At 73.0% G+C, this 15,538-nt stretch carries 12 protein-coding genes; 9 read left to right on the top strand and 3 right to left on the bottom strand.

From position 1 onward, the window contains the following. The first annotated feature begins 269 nt into the window (after nucleotides 1–269). Complete coding sequence (locus tag ACVUH9_RS04735; protein WP_475754436.1) at nucleotides 270–1,958, top strand: ribonuclease J; 1,689 nt, start codon at nucleotides 270–272, stop codon at nucleotides 1,956–1,958. A 64-nt stretch (nucleotides 1,959–2,022) separates the two neighbouring features. Here ACVUH9_RS04735 and ACVUH9_RS04740 read toward each other — a convergent pair whose 3' ends face one another. From ACVUH9_RS04740 to ACVUH9_RS04750, 3 genes are all read right to left on the bottom strand, one after another. Then, nucleotides 2,023–3,753 (bottom strand): sensor histidine kinase, encoded by a 1,731-nt coding sequence (locus ACVUH9_RS04740; RefSeq protein ID WP_475754438.1) that lies wholly within the window; start codon nucleotides 3,751–3,753, stop codon nucleotides 2,023–2,025. 71 nt (nucleotides 3,754–3,824) lie between these two features. Further along, nucleotides 3,825–4,517, bottom strand: coding sequence for a response regulator transcription factor (locus ACVUH9_RS04745; protein ID WP_475754440.1), 693 nt, complete (start codon nucleotides 4,515–4,517; stop codon nucleotides 3,825–3,827). Between the two features lie 153 nt (nucleotides 4,518–4,670). Next, on the bottom strand, nucleotides 4,671–5,303 hold the full coding sequence (locus ACVUH9_RS04750) for a CAP domain-containing protein (RefSeq protein ID WP_475754442.1): 633 nt from the start codon (nucleotides 5,301–5,303) through the stop codon (nucleotides 4,671–4,673). A 243-nt stretch (nucleotides 5,304–5,546) separates the two neighbouring features. On the opposite strand from ACVUH9_RS04750, the gene ACVUH9_RS04755 reads away from it, so the two are divergent. From ACVUH9_RS04755 to rhaD, 8 genes are all read left to right on the top strand, one after another. After that, a complete protein-coding gene (locus ACVUH9_RS04755; protein ID WP_475754444.1) occupies nucleotides 5,547–6,290 on the top strand; it encodes a (Fe-S)-binding protein in 744 nt (247 codons plus the stop codon). Next, entirely contained in the window at nucleotides 6,287–7,750 is a 1,464-nt protein-coding gene (locus tag ACVUH9_RS04760) for a lactate utilization protein B (RefSeq protein WP_475754446.1), read from the top strand. Before ACVUH9_RS04755 ends, ACVUH9_RS04760 begins: the two co-directional genes overlap by 4 nt. Then, nucleotides 7,747–8,436 (top strand): LutC/YkgG family protein, encoded by a 690-nt coding sequence (locus tag ACVUH9_RS04765; protein ID WP_475754448.1) that lies wholly within the window; start codon nucleotides 7,747–7,749, stop codon nucleotides 8,434–8,436. Before ACVUH9_RS04760 ends, ACVUH9_RS04765 begins: the two co-directional genes overlap by 4 nt. A 173-nt stretch (nucleotides 8,437–8,609) precedes the next feature. Continuing rightward, nucleotides 8,610–9,458, top strand: a complete 849-nt coding sequence (locus ACVUH9_RS04770) for a DeoR/GlpR family DNA-binding transcription regulator (protein WP_475754450.1) — start codon at nucleotides 8,610–8,612, stop codon at nucleotides 9,456–9,458. 211 nt (nucleotides 9,459–9,669) lie between these two features. Next, nucleotides 9,670–10,512: a DeoR/GlpR family DNA-binding transcription regulator gene (locus ACVUH9_RS04775; protein ID WP_475754452.1), complete on the top strand. Its 843-nt coding sequence runs from the start codon at nucleotides 9,670–9,672 to the stop codon at nucleotides 10,510–10,512. A 39-nt stretch (nucleotides 10,513–10,551) separates the two neighbouring features. Then, nucleotides 10,552–12,039, top strand: coding sequence for a rhamnulokinase (locus ACVUH9_RS04780; RefSeq protein ID WP_475754454.1), 1,488 nt, complete (start codon nucleotides 10,552–10,554; stop codon nucleotides 12,037–12,039). Between the two features lie 25 nt (nucleotides 12,040–12,064). Then, nucleotides 12,065–13,285: a TIM barrel protein gene (locus ACVUH9_RS04785; protein WP_475754456.1), complete on the top strand. Its 1,221-nt coding sequence runs from the start codon at nucleotides 12,065–12,067 to the stop codon at nucleotides 13,283–13,285. A gap of 115 nt (nucleotides 13,286–13,400) precedes the next feature. Further along, on the top strand, nucleotides 13,401–15,515 hold the full coding sequence (gene rhaD, locus ACVUH9_RS04790; protein ID WP_475754458.1) for a bifunctional rhamnulose-1-phosphate aldolase/short-chain dehydrogenase: 2,115 nt from the start codon (nucleotides 13,401–13,403) through the stop codon (nucleotides 15,513–15,515). Nucleotides 15,516–15,538: the final 23 nt, after the last annotated feature.

Here is a 15,538-nt window from a genome sequence, read left to right on the forward strand (position 1 = left end):
CCGTGCCGCACGGCGGCCGGATCGCCCGTCGGCCGGCGCCCTCCGGGCACACGGCCGCCTCCTCCTCGTCCGCCGGGCGTCCGTTCGGACGGCCGTTCGCCGTGCGCTCCGCGGCGTCGACCACCACCGCGACCTCCGTGTCGCCCGCCGCGCCGTCCTGGACCGCCGGCCCGGTCGCTCCGTTCCCGCTCCGTTTATCCGAGCTTCCCGTATCCGGGACGCCGCAATCCCGCGGCCCACGGCCGCACCAACGGACAGGAACACCCAATATGAGCGCAGCTTCGACACCGGCACCGGGGACGCTCCGCGTGCTGCCCCTCGGCGGCCTCGGCGAGATCGGCAAGAACATGACCGTCGTCGAGTACGACGGCAAGATCGTCGTGATCGACGCGGGCGTCCGCTTCCCGACCGCGGAGCAGGTCGGCATCGACCTCGTCCTCCCGGACTTCTCGTACCTGAAGGACCGCGTCGACGACATCGAGGCGATCGTCATCACGCACGGGCACGAGGACCACCTCGGCGCCCTGCCGTTCGTCATCAAGCAGCTCGGCGGCGCCCGCAAGGCCCCGAAGATCTACGGCCGCCCGCTGACGATGGCGATGGGCCGCAGCAAGCTCGACGAGCACCGCCTGCGCGAGGTCGAGCTGACCGACGTGCAGCCCGGCAGCGTGATCAACCTCGGCACGTTCAAGATCGAGCTGGTCCACTGCACCCACTCGATCCCGGACGCCGCCAACGTCGCCGTGACCTGCAAGGCCGGCACGCTGCTCTTCACCGGCGACTACAAGTTCGACCAGACCCCGGTCGACGGCCCGCCGGCCGACTTCCTGCGGCTGGCGCGGTTCGGCAAGGAGGGGCTGCTGATGCTCCTCGGCGACTCGACCAACGTCGACCGTCCCGGCTGGTCGCCGAGCGAGTCGCTCGTCGGCCCGGCCCTCTACGACGTCTTCGCCCGCCAGCGCGGCCGGATCATCGTGACCTCGTTCGCCTCGAACCTGCACCGCGTGCAGCAGGTGATCGACGCTGCGGTCGAGCTCAACCGCAAGGTCTGCCTGCTCGGGCGGTCGATGAAGAAGAACACCAACATCGCCCGCACGCTCGGGATCCTCAACGCCCCGGACGGCCTGTTCGTACAGCCGCGCGAGCTCGAGCACCTGCCGGACCACCGCGTCGTGATCATGTCGACCGGCTCCCAGGGCGAGCCGCTCGCCGCGCTCCGCCGGATGGCGTTCCGCGACCACCCGCAGATCCGGATCCACGAGGGCGACACCGTCGTCTTCTCGGCGACCCCGATCCCGGGCAACGAGCGCGCGGTCAACGAGACGATCGACAAGCTCTACCAGGCCGGCGCCAAGGTCATCACCCACAAGGACGCGCCGATCCACGCCTCCGGCCACGGCTACGCGGAGGAGATGAAGATGATGCTGAACCTCACGAAGCCGAAGTACGTGATGCCGCTGCACGGCGACTACCAGCGTCTCCAGCTCCACAAGAAGCTCGCGATCTCGGTCGGCGTCAAGGACGACAACGTCTTCTGCGCCGAGAACGGCCTGCCGGTCGACATCGACCAGCGCGGCGCTCGCTTCGGCAAGCCGGTTCCGTCGGGCGTGATGTACGTCGACGGGTCGGACATCGGCGCGATCGCCGACGCCGCTCTGCGCGACCGCCGGTCGCTCTCCGCCGACGGCCTCTTCGTCGTCGTCGCCACGATCGGCGACGAGGACGGCAAGTCGGTCGCCGAGCCCGAGCTGCTCTTCCGCGGCGTGCCGTTCAAGCACGACGAGGCCTTCCTCAAGGCCGTCCGCGAGCAGGTCGACGCGTCGGTCGAGCGCGCAGCCGCCGACAAGATCCACGATCTCGACGAGATCCAGCGGATCCTGCACGACGACATCGCGCAGCTCGTCTGGGAGAAGATCAAGCGCCGTCCGGTCGTCATGCCGGTCGTCGTCGCGGTCTAGCGAGGCCGAACGACCCCGGCGCGGCGCTCGAAGCGAGCGCCGCCGCCGGGGAGTGCGGCCGCGCTCAGTGCTCGTCGGGCGCGGCGCCGCCGAGCCGCTCGGCGGTGTCATCGCTGGCGGGGTTGCCTGGTCGTGTCGACCGCAGCCGCCGGCGGATCCGCTCGGCTGCCCGCCGCGACGAGCCGATCAGGCGCTCTCCGGCGCCGTCGGCATGTCCGTCCCCGTTGCGCGGCTCGGAGACCGCCGCGGGACCGCCGCCGTTGCCGCGGCCACCGTCGTCGTCGACCCCGTCGCCGCCGAGCTTCGCGGGATCGCCACCCGGGTCGCCGCCCTCGACGATCGCGAGATCGACCACGAAGCGGGCACCGCTGCCGTCGGCCGCGGTCGGTTCGACCCGGACGTCGCCGCCGTGGCGCTGGGCTGCGGCCCGGACGATCGCCAGGCCGATCCCGGTCGAGCCGGCGCCCTCGCCGCCCCGGCGGACGAAGCGGTCGAAGATCCGCTCGCGGAGGTCGGCCGGGATCCCCGGGCCGTCGTCCTCGACCACCAGCTCGCCCCGGCTGCCGTGGGCCCGCAGGTGGACGCGGATCTCGGTCCCGTCGTTGGTGTGACGGAGCGCGTTGCCGACGAGGTTGGCGACCATCCGGACCAGCTCGTCGCGGACGCCGTTGACCGTCACCGGCTCGATGTCGAGCACGATCTCGTGGTCGCCGAACTGGGGCTCGAGCTCGTCGACGGCCTCGAGGATCGCGCGGTCGAGGTCGACCGGCTCGCGTGCCGCCTCCCGGCGGGCGTCCATCCGGGCGAGCAGCAGCAGGTCGGCGACCAGCCGTCGCATCCGACGCGACGAGCGCAGCGCCGACTCGGCGGCCTCGCGGTCGTCGCCCTCGGTCGAGAGCGCCAGCAGCTCGAGGTTGGCCTGGACCGAGGTCAGCGGGGTGCGCAGCTCGTGCGAGGCGTCGGCGACGAACTCCCGCTGGCGCTGGAGCGTGTCGTCGACCTTCGCCTGGGCGGCGGCGAGCTCGTCGAGCATGTCCTGGAGCGTTCCGGCCAGCTCGGCGATCTCGTCGTTGACCTTCGAGACCGGCATCTTCGCGTCGAGGTCGCGCGTCCTCGCGATGTGGCGGGCCGTGCTCGTCATCCGCCGCACGGGCCGCATCGCGCGGTGGCCGACGGCGAGGCCGGCGAACAACGCGAGCAGCGCCCCGGCGAAGACGCCGAGCCCGAGCGCGGTCTCGATCCGGCGGGTCGTCCGCTCGACCGAGGCGTAGCTGCGGCCGATCCGGATCACGAGCGTGGTCGTGAACGGCGTGTCGGGGGCGAACTGCTGGCGGAGCTGGGTCGAGCCCTGCCCGTCGGGCACCCGCTGGGAGAGCAGCGAGCTGCTGAGGATCGGCTTGCCGTCTGCGCCCAGGATCCGCTGCTGGACCTCGCGGGTGGCAACGCGGAGGTCACCGTACTGGTCCTGCCGCGAGGCGGGCGAGCCGAGGTCGACCCCGGAAGGCGACTCGCCGAGCAGCGTGTAGCCGTGGTCTCCGCGCAGCCAGACCTGGATCACCATCCCCGACTCGCCGCGCAGATCGGCGAGGTCGGTGGCAAGCTCGAGCAGGCCGGTATTGCTGTTGAGGCGGACGTCGAGCCGGCTGGTCACCGCGTCGAAGCGGGCGGCGGTCTGGGTGTTGAAGTCGCCGCGGATCCGCTGGACGGTGAAGCTGCCGATGACGATCGCGAACAGCAGCAGGATGATGCCGGTGAGGCCGGCCGAGACTACGGCCAGCCGCCACCGGATCGGCATCCGGTCGAGCCACCGCAGCCAACGGACGCGTGAGGAGGGCTGGGCGGGGTCGACGGGGATCTCGGTCCTCCTCAGCGACCGACGCGCAGCACGTAGCCTGCGCCACGGATGGTGTGCACGAGGCGTTCCTCGCCACCTTCCTCGAGCTTGCGACGGACGTTGGAGATGAAGACCTCGATCGTGTTCGTCGAGGCGAGCGGGTCGTAGCCCCAGACCTCCTCGAGCAGCCGTTGGCGCGGGACGACCAGCTTCTCGTTCCGCATCAGGTACTCGAGCAGCTCGAACTCGCGCTGCGTGAGGTCGATGTGCCGCTCGCCGCGGAAGACCTCGTGGGTGGCCGGGTTGAGGGTCAGGTCGGCGCAGACGAGCGCCGCCTCGCCGCGCGGGGGGCGGCGCCGCAGCAGCGCCCGGATCCGGGCGAGCAGCTCGTCGCGCTCGAACGGCTTGACCAGGTAGTCGTCGGCGCCGCTGTCGAGCCCTTCGACCCGGTGCTCGATCGCGTCGCGGGCGGTCAGGATCAGGATCGGGACGTCGTCGGACTCGCGCAGGTGCTGTGCGACGTCGATCCCGTCCATGTCCGGCAGGCCGAGGTCGAGGATCACGAGGTCGGGCATGTACGTCCGCGCTTCGGCGATCGCACTCGTCCCGTCGCGCGCGATCCGCGTCTCGTAGTCCTCCAGACGGAGGGTCCGGCCGAGGACTCCGGCGATCTCCTCGTCGTCCTCGACGATCAGCACGCGGGCGGTCCGCCCTGAGGCATCCATGCCCAGAGACTAGTCGCCGCGCCTTTATGTTCGCTCAACGCACGCTTCGGTGCAGCCGATCGTGCGCGCGGAGTGGCGTTGGCGACGGCGCCGGAAGACGCCGGGGGCGGTCGCCGATCGGCCTGCGGGGGTCGTGCTCGTCCGGCGCCGGGCTCAGCGCCGGCTGCCGAACTCCTGCACGTAGGTCGCGGCAGCGTCGTCGCCGACCGTCGGATCGGGCGCGCCGAGCACGATCGCGATCCCCGTGTCGCGGTAGCCGCGGGCGAGGATGTTCTTGCGGTGCCCGGGGGAGGCCATCCAGGCGCTGACGATCGAGCTCGGAGTCGCCTTCGAGCCTGTTCCCCAGGCGAGGTTCTCGCCGCCGCTCCAGGACCGGCGCCCGGCGGCGTAGGCCGATGCCTTGAGCCGGCGCTCGAAGGTCGTCCCGTCGGGGCTGGTGTGGTCGAAGAAGCGCTCGCGGACCATTGAGGCCGCGAACCGCTCGCTCATCCGGCGCAGCTTGACCTGGGCCTTGAGCGGACGGAGGCCGGCCGCCTTCCGGCGCTTGTTGACCAAGCAGTTGGTGGCCGAGGTGACCGTCGAGATGTTCTCCGCGGCGGGCACCAGCTGCTCGCCCGTGCAGGCTGGAGCGGCGGTCGCCGTGGTCGTGGTCACGCCCGTCAGTCCGCCGGCGAGCGTCAGCGCCGCGACCAGGCCGAGCGCCGAGCGGGCGGCGGTCGAGCGGGGTCCGCGGCGCGGCGGCGACGGGGCGGTGGGGCCGGGCAGGGCTGGGCAGGGACGGGACATGGGCACGCGGGACCTGGTGGGCCGCAGGCGCAGGTCAGATGAGTCGGCGCCTGCAGGACTCGGACCGACACTACCCGTCGCACGACACCGTGTCAGGTGCCTGGACGGTCGTCCGTCCCGTGATACGGCGCACACTGGACGCTCGGCCCGTCGCCCCGCAAGACCGCGCCCAAAACGCCCAGAACCGAACAGAAACGATCAGATTACGACGGCCCGGTCGTCGGAGAGCTAGGCTCCGTCGGGATGGGGACTCGCGCATCGTTGCTGATCACCTGTTTGGTCGACACGCTCTTCCCCGATGTCGGGCGAGCGACCGTCACCGTGCTCGAGCGGGCAGGCGTCACCGTCGACGTGCCGCTCGACCAGACCTGCTGCGGGCAGATGCACCACAACGCCGGCCACCCGCGCGAGGCCCAGCGGCTGCTCCGGCGGACGGTCGAGGCGTTCGCCGACGCCGATGTCGTGGTCAGCCCCTCGCCGTCGTGCGCGGCGCAGGTCGTCGAGCACTACCCGCACCTGGCCGACGGATGCGACGACCCCGGGCTCGCCCGCGAGGCCCGCGCGCTGGCCGCCCGCACCCGCGACCTCTCGACGTACCTGGTCGACGACCTCGGGATCGAGGACGTCCGGGCGCCGGCCTTTCCCCACAGCGTGACCTACCACCCGACCTGCCACGGGCTGCGGCTGCTGAAGATCGGCGACCGTCCCCAGCGGCTGCTCCGCCAGGTCCCCGGGATCACGTTGCGGGAGCTGCCCGAGGCGACCAGCTGCTGCGGGTTCGGCGGGACCTTCGCCGTCACCAACGCCGACGTCTCGACCGCGATGATGACCGACAAGCTCCGCCACGTGCAGGGCACCGGCGCCGAGATCCTGACCGCCGCCGACAGCTCCTGCCTGATGCACCTCGGCGGGGGCCTCGCGCGCCAGCGCTCGGCGGTGCGTCCGCTCCACTACGCCGAGATCCTCGCGGGGGAGGTGGCCCGGTGAGCGGTCACTGGCCGAGCCCACCGCCGCCCTTCCCGGAGAGCGCGAGGACCGCGCTGGCCAACAGCCAGATGCGGGCCAACGTCGGCCACGCGACGGCCACGATCCGGGCCAAGCGCGGTCGGGTCGTCGCCGAGGTCCCCGACTGGGAGCACCTGCGCGACGAGGGGGCCGCGGCCCGTGACCGCTCGCTGCGGCGGCTGGACGAGCTGCTGGTGCTGCTCGAGCAGCGCGTGATCGCCGCCGGGGGCCAGGTCCACTGGGCGCCCGACGCGGCCACCGCCCAGCGGACCGTGATCGACCTGGTGCGCGCGACCGGCAGCGACGAGGTGATCAAGGTCAAGTCGCTGCTCGGCGACGAGCTCGAGCTCAACCCCGCCCTGATCGAGGCCGGGATCCGCCCCCAGGAGACCGACCTCGCCGAGCTGATCGTCCAGCTCGCCGGCGACCGCCAGAGCCACATCCTGGTCCCGGCGATCCACCGCAACCGGCGCGAGATCCGCGACCTGTTCCGGGCCAACCTGCCCGGTGCCGAGGACGTCAGCGACGACCCGGCCGCGCTCGCCGAGGCCGCCCGCCGGCACCTCCGCGCCCAGTTCCTGCGGGTACCGGTGGCGATCTCCGGGGCCAACGCCGCGGTCGCCGAGACCGGCACCGTCGCGATCGTGGAGTCCGAGGGCAACGGGCGGATGTGCCTGACGCTGCCGAAGACGCTGATCACGGTGATGGGGATCGAGAAGGTCCTCGAGCGGTGGGAGGACCTCGCCACGATCATGCGGCTGCTCCCGCGCTCGTCGACCGGCGAGCGGATGAACCCGTACACCTCGTTGTGGACCGGTCTGACCCCCGGCGACGGGCCGGAGGCGTTCCACCTGGTGCTCGTCGACCACGGGCGGACCCAGGTGCTCGCGGATCCGGTCGGCCGCGACGCGCTGCGCTGCATCCGCTGCTCCGCCTGCCTCAACGTCTGCCCGGTCTACGAACGGACCGGGGGCCAGGCCTACGAGTCGATCTACCCCGGCCCGATCGGCGCGATCCTGACCCCGCAGCTCCAGGGCCTCGACGAGGCGCCGACGCTGCCGTGGGCCTCGAGCCTCTGCGGTGCCTGCTACGAGGTCTGCCCGGTCAAGATCGACATCCCGCGGATCCTCGTCCACCTGCGCGGGCGGGTGACCGAGGAGACCGACGCCTCCGGCAAGGGGCACCACGCGGGAGTCGAGCGGTTGAGCCTGCGGGCGCTCGGACGGATCATGGGCAACCGGCGGGCCTACGAGGCCGCCCAGCGGGCCGGTCGGCTCGGGCTGGCCCTGATGCACGGCGGTCGTGGCGCCCGCGGGGCGCTGCCGGGGATCTCCGGCTGGACCTCGTCGCGGGATCTGCCGCAGCCGGAGGGGTCGTTCCGGGACTGGTGGAAGACGCGTCCGCCGGCCGACGGCCCGTCGTCGACGGAGGACGTCCGGTGAGCGCCCGCGAGCAGATGCTCGGCCAGATCCGCGGGGCGTTGCGCGACGCCGAGCGCGACGACACGACCCCGCCAGCCGAGCGACGCGGCATCACCGTCGGCCCGGTCCCGGCCGATCAGCGCCGGCCGCAGCGGAGCCCGGAGGAGCTGGTCGAGCGGTTCGCCGAGCGGGTCGCCGACTACCGGGCGACCGTCCGGCGCTGCGCGGCCGACCAGGTCCGGGAGACGATCACCGCGGCGCTGGCCGAGCTCGATGGGATCGAGGCGGTCGCCGCGCCAGACGGTCTCGCCGGCGAATGGCGTCCGGAGCAGGCCACGTACGACGGCTCGACGATCGGCGTCGCCGAGCTGGAGCGGATCGACGCGGTCGTGACCGCCTGTCGGGTCGGGATCGCGGAGACCGGGACGATCGTCCTCGACCACGGCCCCGACCAGGGGCCGCGGCGGCTGACGCTCGTCCCCGACGTGCACGTCTGCGTGGTCTCGACCGCCCAGGTCGTCGCCGACGTCGACGACGCGTTCGCGGTGCTCGCCCCGCCGGACGGCGCCGACCCGTCGGCGACGCCACCGCTGACGTTCGTCTCGGGTCCGTCGGCGACGAGCGACATCGAGCTCCAGCGGGTCGAGGGCGTGCACGGTCCGCGGACCCTGGTCGTGGTCCTCGTCACGCCCGATCGCGTCGGCTGAGACGACCACCGGCCGAGCCGACGCGGGCGGCGGGGTGGAGGCGGCGCGCGGTCGGGCCCGACCGGCCGGTGGGCCTGCGCCCGACCCGCCGCTCGGGCCGCGCCGGGGACCTGGACCACCCGCCTGTCCGGTTCTGCGCGAATATGGGTGCTGCGGGCGACCCGCGACAGGCGATGACCAAGAGCGACCACACCACGACCGACGATCGCCTCCGGCTCGCCGAGGGCCGCCGCGAGGCGATCGGCGAACTGCTCCGGGCCCAACGGGCGATCACCGTCAACGAGATCGAGGACCGCTTCGGCGTCTCGCCGATGACCGCCCGCCGGGACCTCGGGGAGCTCGAGCGGCAGGGCCTCGCCCGGCGAACCCACGGCGGCGCCGTGCTGCCGAGCGCGAGCGGCCACGAGGACTCGTTCGTGGCCCGGATGGGCACCGCGACCGCGGCCAAGCGCGCACTGGCGGTCGCGGCGGCCGCGACCGTCGTCGACGGCGAGGCGCTCTTCCTCGACTCCTCGACCACGGCCTACCACCTCGCCGAGGTCCTGGTCCGGGACGGCCGCGCCGTGACCGTGGTGACCAACTCGCTGCCGATCGTCGACCTGATCGCCAGCAACGGCCGCGACACGATCGAGCTGGTCGCCGCCGGTGGGCAGTTGCGCCGGATCTCGCGCTCGTTCGTCGGCCCGGTCGCCGTCGAGTCGCTCCGCCGGCACTGGACCGATCGTGCCTTCCTGTCGGTCAAGGGGATCGCCCGCGACGGCACGCTGACCGACGGCGACCCGCACGAGGCCGAGATCAAGCGGGCGATGATCGAGCAGGCCGAGCGGGCGACGCTGCTGGTCGACGACAGCAAGCTCGAGCGCCGTGGCCTGAGCGTGATCGCTCCGATCGCGGCGATGGCGGCCGTGCTCGTCGCCGGAGCCGGCAAGGAGCAGCTCGGCGCGTTGCACGCGTCGGGCGTCGTGATCAGCCGGATCGACAGCGACGTCTCCGGCGACGCCGAGCCGCCGACCGACGGCTAGCCCGCCCGGCGACGCGGGCTGCGGGCCTCGCCGACTGGTGCACGAACGACGACGCTCGCCGGACGACGTCGGGGTCGAGTGGATCGACCTGCCCGCCGCCTGAACGGCCGGGCCGCGGTTCGGCGCGCCGCGGGCTTGACACCGGGCCCGTGGTCTGGTGTGATCGATTTTGCTCGAACTCGGGCAAAACGCCCACGGGATCGACCAGTCAATGTCACAGAACGACCGCAGAGCCACCGACGACCGCCTCCGCCTGGCCGAGGGCCGGCGCGAGGCGATCACCGAGCTGCTGCAGGCGCAGCGAGTGGTCACCGTCAACGAGATCGAGGACCGCTTCGGCGTCTCGCCGATGACCGCCCGCCGGGACCTCGGAGAGCTCGAACGTCAGGGCCTCGCGCGGCGGACCCACGGGGGCGCCGTCCTGCCGAGCGCCAGCGGTCACGAGGACTCCTTCACCACGCGGCTGGGCACGGCGACCGCCGGCAAGCGCGCGCTCGCCGCCGCTGCCGCCGCGACGGTCGAGGACGGCGAGGCGCTGTTCCTCGACTCCTCGACGACCGCTTACCACCTCGCCGATCTGCTGGTCCGCGAGAACCGGACGGTGACCGTGGTCACCAACGCCCTGCCCGTGATCGAGCTGATCGCCGCCAGCGGCCGCGACACGATCGACCTGATCGCCGTGGGCGGTCAGCTGCGGCGGCTCTCGCGCTCGTTCGTCGGGCCGGTCGCCGTCGAGGGCCTCCGCCGGCACTGGACCGACCACGCGTTCCTGTCGGTCAAGGGGGTCGCGCCCGACGGGGCCCTGACCGATGCCGATCCGCTGGAGGCGGAGGTCAAGCGGGTGATGATCGAGCACGCGAAGCGGTCGACCCTGCTGCTCGTCGGTGAGAAGCTCGAGCGTCGTGGCCTGAACGTGATCGGGCCGGTCGCGGACTGCACTGAGGTGCTCGTCGCCGACGCCGCCGGAGACTCGCTCGAGGCGCTGCGCGCCGCCGGCGTCCCGCTCCGGCAGATCGACGGCGGCGACGATCAGACGTCCTCGGCCACCGCATGAGGCCGATCGGTCCGCAGCGGCGTCGTCCCCGCTTCGAACGTGCCTAGCGCGGTCGCCCCGACCTACGCCGCGATCGACCTCGGAGCCTCCAGCGGCCGGGTCCTCGCCGGGCGGCTCGACGGCGAACGGGTCGTCCTGCGCGAGGCGGCACGCTTCCTCAACCGACCGGTCGACCTGCCGGACGGACGCCACTGGGACCTGCTGCACCTCTACGCGCAGGCGCTCGAGGGGCTGGCCGCGATCGCGGCCGACGGCCCGATCGCGTCGGTCGGCGTCGACAGCTGGGCCGTCGACTACGGCCTGCTCGACGCCGGAGGGCGGCTGCTCGGGCTGCCGTTCCACTACCGCGACCGCCGAACGGAAGGGACGATCGAACGCAGCTTCGCCCGCGTGCCCCGCGACGAGCAGTACGCGATCGCCGGGATCCAGACGCTGCCCCTGAACACCGTCTTCCAGCTCGAGGCGGAGCGCGGCTCGGCGGCCCTCGCGGCGGCCGAGCGGATCGCGCTGATCCCCGATCTGCTCGCCCACTGGCTCGGCGGCGACCTCGTCAACGAGGCGACGAACGCCTCCACCACCGGCCTGCTCGATGCCCGCAGCGGCCGATGGTCGGCGCCGCTGCTGGACCGGCTGGAGTTGCCGGCAGGGCTGTTCGGACCGGTGGTCGAGGCCGGGACCACGATCGGGCGGGTGCGCCCGCAGCTCGGTCTCGGCGACGCGGCGATCCACGCCGTCGCCAGCCACGACACCGCCTCGGCCTTCGCCGCGGCCCCGGTCACGGACCGCGAGGGCGCCGCGATCCTCTCCAGTGGGACGTGGTCGCTGCTCGGCCTGGAGCTCGACGGTCCGATCCTCGACGGCGCCGCGCGCGAGGCGAACCTGACCAACGAGCGGGGGGTCGACGGCACCGTCCGGCTGCTGCGGAACGTGATGGGCCTGTGGCTGGTGCAGGAGCTGTCGCGGACCTGGGGCCTGGGCGCCGGAGAGCTGCAGCGGCTCGCCGCCGAGGCCTACGCGGACGGCGCGGAGCCGGTGCCCGTCTTCGACGTCGACGATCCCGCGTTCCTCGCCCCGGACGACGTGCCCGCCCTGATCGAGCAGCGTTGCCGCCGCAGCGACCAGCGTCCGCCGGCCACGCGCGGAGAGACCGTCCGCTGCGTGCTGGTCTCGCTCGCCGCCCGCTACCGCTGGGTGCTGGAGCGGCTGGAGGCCGTCAGCGGACGGCGAGTGACCACGATCCACGTCGTCGGCGGTGGCGCGCGCAACGAGCTGCTCTGCCGGCTGACCGCGGACCTGACCGGCCGGACCGTCCTGGCCGGCCCGGTCGAGGCGACCGGCCTCGGCAACGTGCTCGTGCAGCTGCGGGCCGCGGGCGAGCTCGGTTCGCGCGCCGACCAGCGGGCGCTCGCCGCGGCGTCGGCCCAGCCGCTCGTCTACGTGCCCGCCGCCGACCGCGCCGCCGCGGACGACCGCTACCGCCGGTTCCTGGCGGTCAGCGGCCTGACGTCGTCCCCGACTCCCGTCTGATCCCCCAACCCGAGGACCCCGACCCATGATCGCCTACGAGCACCTCGCCAACGAGCTGACCGACCGCGGGGTCGACGTCGCCGCCGTGCGCCGTCGCCTCGCCGGGCTGGTGGTCGAGGTCCCGTCCTGGGGCTTCGGCGACTCCGGCACCCGCTTCGCCACCTTCCTGCAGGACGGTCGTCCGCGCAACGTGCTCGAACGGCTCGACGATGCCGCCGCGGTCGCCCGGCTCTCCGGCGCCTCCTCGCGGGTAGCGCTCCACATCCCGTGGGACGCCGTCGACGACTACGCGCGGCTCGGCCACGAGATCCGCGACCGCGGCCTGACGGTCGGCACGATCAACCCGAACCTGTTCCAGGACGTCGACTACAAGCTCGGCTCGACGACCAATCCCGATCCGGCGATCCGGCGGAAGGCGACCGATCACCTGCTGGAGTGCGGCGAGATCGCCGCCGCGACCGGCTCCGACGCGCTCTCGCTGTGGTTCGCCGACGGCACCAACTACGTCGGCCAGGACGACCTGCTCGAGCGTCGCCACCGGATGCGCGAGGCGCTCCAGGAGCTGCACGCAACGACCGAGCGTGGGGCGGGTGGCGGCGCGGGGTCGATCGCGCTGCTCGTCGAGTACAAGCTCTACGAGCCGGCGTTCTACGCGACCGATATCGCGGACTGGGGATCGGCCGCGCTGCTCTGCCGCGAGATCGGCGAGCGCGCGAAGGTCCTGGTCGACCTCGGTCACCACGCGCACGGGGTCAACATCGAGCAGATCGTGGCGACCCTCGCCTCGTACGACCTGCTCGGCGGCTTCCACACCAACGACCGCCGCTACGGCGACGACGACCTGATCACCGGCTCCGTCAACCCGTTCGCGCTGTTCTCGATCTTCTTCGAGCTGACCGCGCTGCCGGAGCTGCCGCGGATCTCGATCGACCAGGGCCACAACGTCGAGACCAAGGTCGAGGCGATGCTGCGCTCGGTCCTGCACATCCAGGACGCCTACGCCAAGGCGCTGCTCGTCGACCGCACCGCCCTGAAGGCCGCCCAGCGGGCCGGCGACGTCAACGGCGCCTACGGGCTGCTCGCGGACGCCTTCGCCGTCGACGTCCGGCCGCTGACCGCCAGCGTGCGGGAGCAGCAGGGCGCCAGCCCCGACCCGATCGGCGAGCTGCGGTCGTCCGGCTACCTCCAGCGGACGATCGACGCGCGCGGTCGCGCGGCCGGGGTCGCCGGAGGCTGGGGCCGGTGAACGCGCTTCCCGTCGTCACCCGACCGTCCGGCCCGTCGCCCGGGCCCGCCGACGCGCGGGCCCGCGGCTCGGCGACCTCCGTCCCCACGATCTGCACCCTGCACGAGGCACCACGATGAGCAGCACCACCGTTCCCCTGGTCGATCTGGCCGATGACCTCTGGCCCGAGCACGGCGACGTTCCCGCCGATCCGCTCGGACAGGTCGTGCTCGCGTCGCACCTGCTCGGGGCCAACCGCGCCGTCGCCAACGTCGGCGGCGGCAACACCTCCGCGAAGGGGGTCACGACCGACCACAGCGGGCGCGAGCTCCGGGCGATGTGGGTCAAGGGCTCCGGCTCCGACCTGGCGACGATGACCGAGGGCTCATTCACCGGGCTGCGGCTCGACGAGCTGGAGCCGCTGCTCGATCGCCCGCGCATGAGCGACGAGCAGATGGTGGCCTACGTCGGTCGCTCGATGCTCGATCCGGCGATGCCGCGCGGCTCGATCGAGACGCTGCTGCACGCGTTCATCCCGGCCGACCACGTCCACCACACGCACCCCGACGGCATCAACGTGATCGCCGGCGAGGCCGACGGCGAGGCGCTGATCGCGGAGCTGTTCGGCGAACGCGCGCTCTGGATCCCCTACGTCCGTCCCGGCTTCGCGCTCGCGAAGCAGATCGGCGAGGCCGTCCGCGACAACCCGGCGGCTGAGCTGGTCGTGCTCGGCAAGCACGGCCTGGTCGTCTGGGGCGACAGCGCGGAGGACACGTACCGGCGGACGATCGCGATCATCAACGAGGGCGCGCGCTTCGTCAACGAGCGGACGGCCGGGAAGCGCCGCTTCGGCGGGCCGGCGGCCGCGGCGGGCGCGCTCGACGCGGCCGGGCGCCAGGCCGTGCTCGACGGGCTCCTGCCGAGCCTGCGCGGCGCGGTCTCCAGCGCCCGGGCGAAGGTCCTGCTCGTCGACGATGGGCCGCAGGCGCTGGAGTTCGTGAGCTCGGTCCGGGTGCCCGAGCTGGTGACCGTCGGCGCCGCCTGCCCGGACCACCTGGTCCACACCAAGCGGCTGCCGCTGTGGATCCCGTTCGACCCGACGACGGAGGACCCGTCGGTGCTCGTCGAGCGCGCGCGGGACGGCGCTGCGGCCTACCGTGACGCCTACCGCGCTTACCACGCGGCGAACGCCGAGAACCCCGACGTCCGGATGCCGGGCCAGACGGGCGGTCCGGTTCCGATCGGCGATCCCGACCCGCGCGTGGTGCTGATCCAGCACGTCGGCCTGGTCGGCGTGGCGCCGACCGTCAAGGGCGCCACCCTCTCGCGGGACCTCTACCACCGTGCGATCGCGGTGATGGCCGGTGCTGACGCGCTCGGCGAGTTCGTCTCGCTGACCGCCGAGGAGAGCTTCGCCGTCGAGTACTGGCCGCTGGAGCTGTACAAGCTCTCGCTGGCCGCCGCTCCGGGCGAGCTCGAGGGCAAGGTCGCGTTCGTGACCGGGGCCGGGGGAGGGATCGGTCGCGCGATCTCGTCCCGGCTGGCGGCGGCGGGCGCGGTGATCGCTGGCTTCGACCTCGATCGGGACGGCGCGGCCGAGGCGGCGGGCGAGCTCGGGATCGGGATCGGGGGCGACGTCACGAGCGAGGCGTCCGTCCGCGACGCCTACCGCGACGCCGTTCGCCGGTTCGGCGGGGTCGACATCCTGGTCAGCAACGCCGGGATCGCCTCGAGCTCGGCGATCGAGGACACCACGCTCGAGGAGTGGGAGCGCAACCACCGGATCCTCGGGACCGGGTACTTCCTGGTGGCCAGGGAGGCGTTCCGGATCATGCGCGAGCAGGCCACCGGCGGGGCCGTCGTCTTCATCGCCTCGAAGAACGCCCTGGTCGCGGGCCGCAACGCGTCGGCGTACTCGTCGGCGAAGGCGGCGGAGCTGCACCTCGCTCGCTGCCTCGCCGAGGAGGGAGGCGCCGACGGGATCCGCGTGAACACCGTCAACCCGGATGCCGTCCTGCGCGGCTCGAAGATCTGGCAGGGCAGCTGGCGCTCGGAGCGGGCCGCCAACTACGGCCTCAGCCCCGACGAGCTGGAGGAGCACTACCGGCAGCGCAACACGCTCAAGGTCCTGATCCTGCCCGAGGACATCGCCGAGGCGACGTTGCACTTCGCCTCGGAGGCTCGCTCGGGCAAGTCGACGGGCAACATCCTCAACGTCGACGGGGGCGTGCCGGCGGCGTACACCCGCTAGCGGCGGGCGGGCACCCGTTAGCG

It is taken from the genome of Patulibacter ginsengiterrae (assembly GCF_056269115.1).

Excerpts from the sequence above, each read along its gene's own strand:
- ACVUH9_RS04770 (WP_475754450.1), top strand. The coding sequence starts at position 8,610 with ATGACCAAGAGCGACCACACCACGACCGACGATCGCCTCCGGCTCGCC.
- ACVUH9_RS04745 (WP_475754440.1), bottom strand. The coding sequence starts at position 4,517 with ATGGATGCCTCAGGGCGGACCGCCCGCGTGCTGATCGTCGAGGACGAC.
- ACVUH9_RS04755 (WP_475754444.1), top strand. The coding sequence starts at position 5,547 with ATGGGGACTCGCGCATCGTTGCTGATCACCTGTTTGGTCGACACGCTC.
- rhaD (WP_475754458.1), top strand. The coding sequence starts at position 13,401 with ATGAGCAGCACCACCGTTCCCCTGGTCGATCTGGCCGATGACCTCTGG.
- ACVUH9_RS04735 (WP_475754436.1), top strand. The coding sequence starts at position 270 with ATGAGCGCAGCTTCGACACCGGCACCGGGGACGCTCCGCGTGCTGCCC.
- ACVUH9_RS04750 (WP_475754442.1), bottom strand. The coding sequence starts at position 5,303 with ATGTCCCGTCCCTGCCCAGCCCTGCCCGGCCCCACCGCCCCGTCGCCG.
- ACVUH9_RS04740 (WP_475754438.1), bottom strand. The coding sequence starts at position 3,753 with ATGCCGATCCGGTGGCGGCTGGCCGTAGTCTCGGCCGGCCTCACCGGC.
- ACVUH9_RS04775 (WP_475754452.1), top strand. The coding sequence starts at position 9,670 with ATGTCACAGAACGACCGCAGAGCCACCGACGACCGCCTCCGCCTGGCC.
- ACVUH9_RS04785 (WP_475754456.1), top strand. The coding sequence starts at position 12,065 with ATGATCGCCTACGAGCACCTCGCCAACGAGCTGACCGACCGCGGGGTC.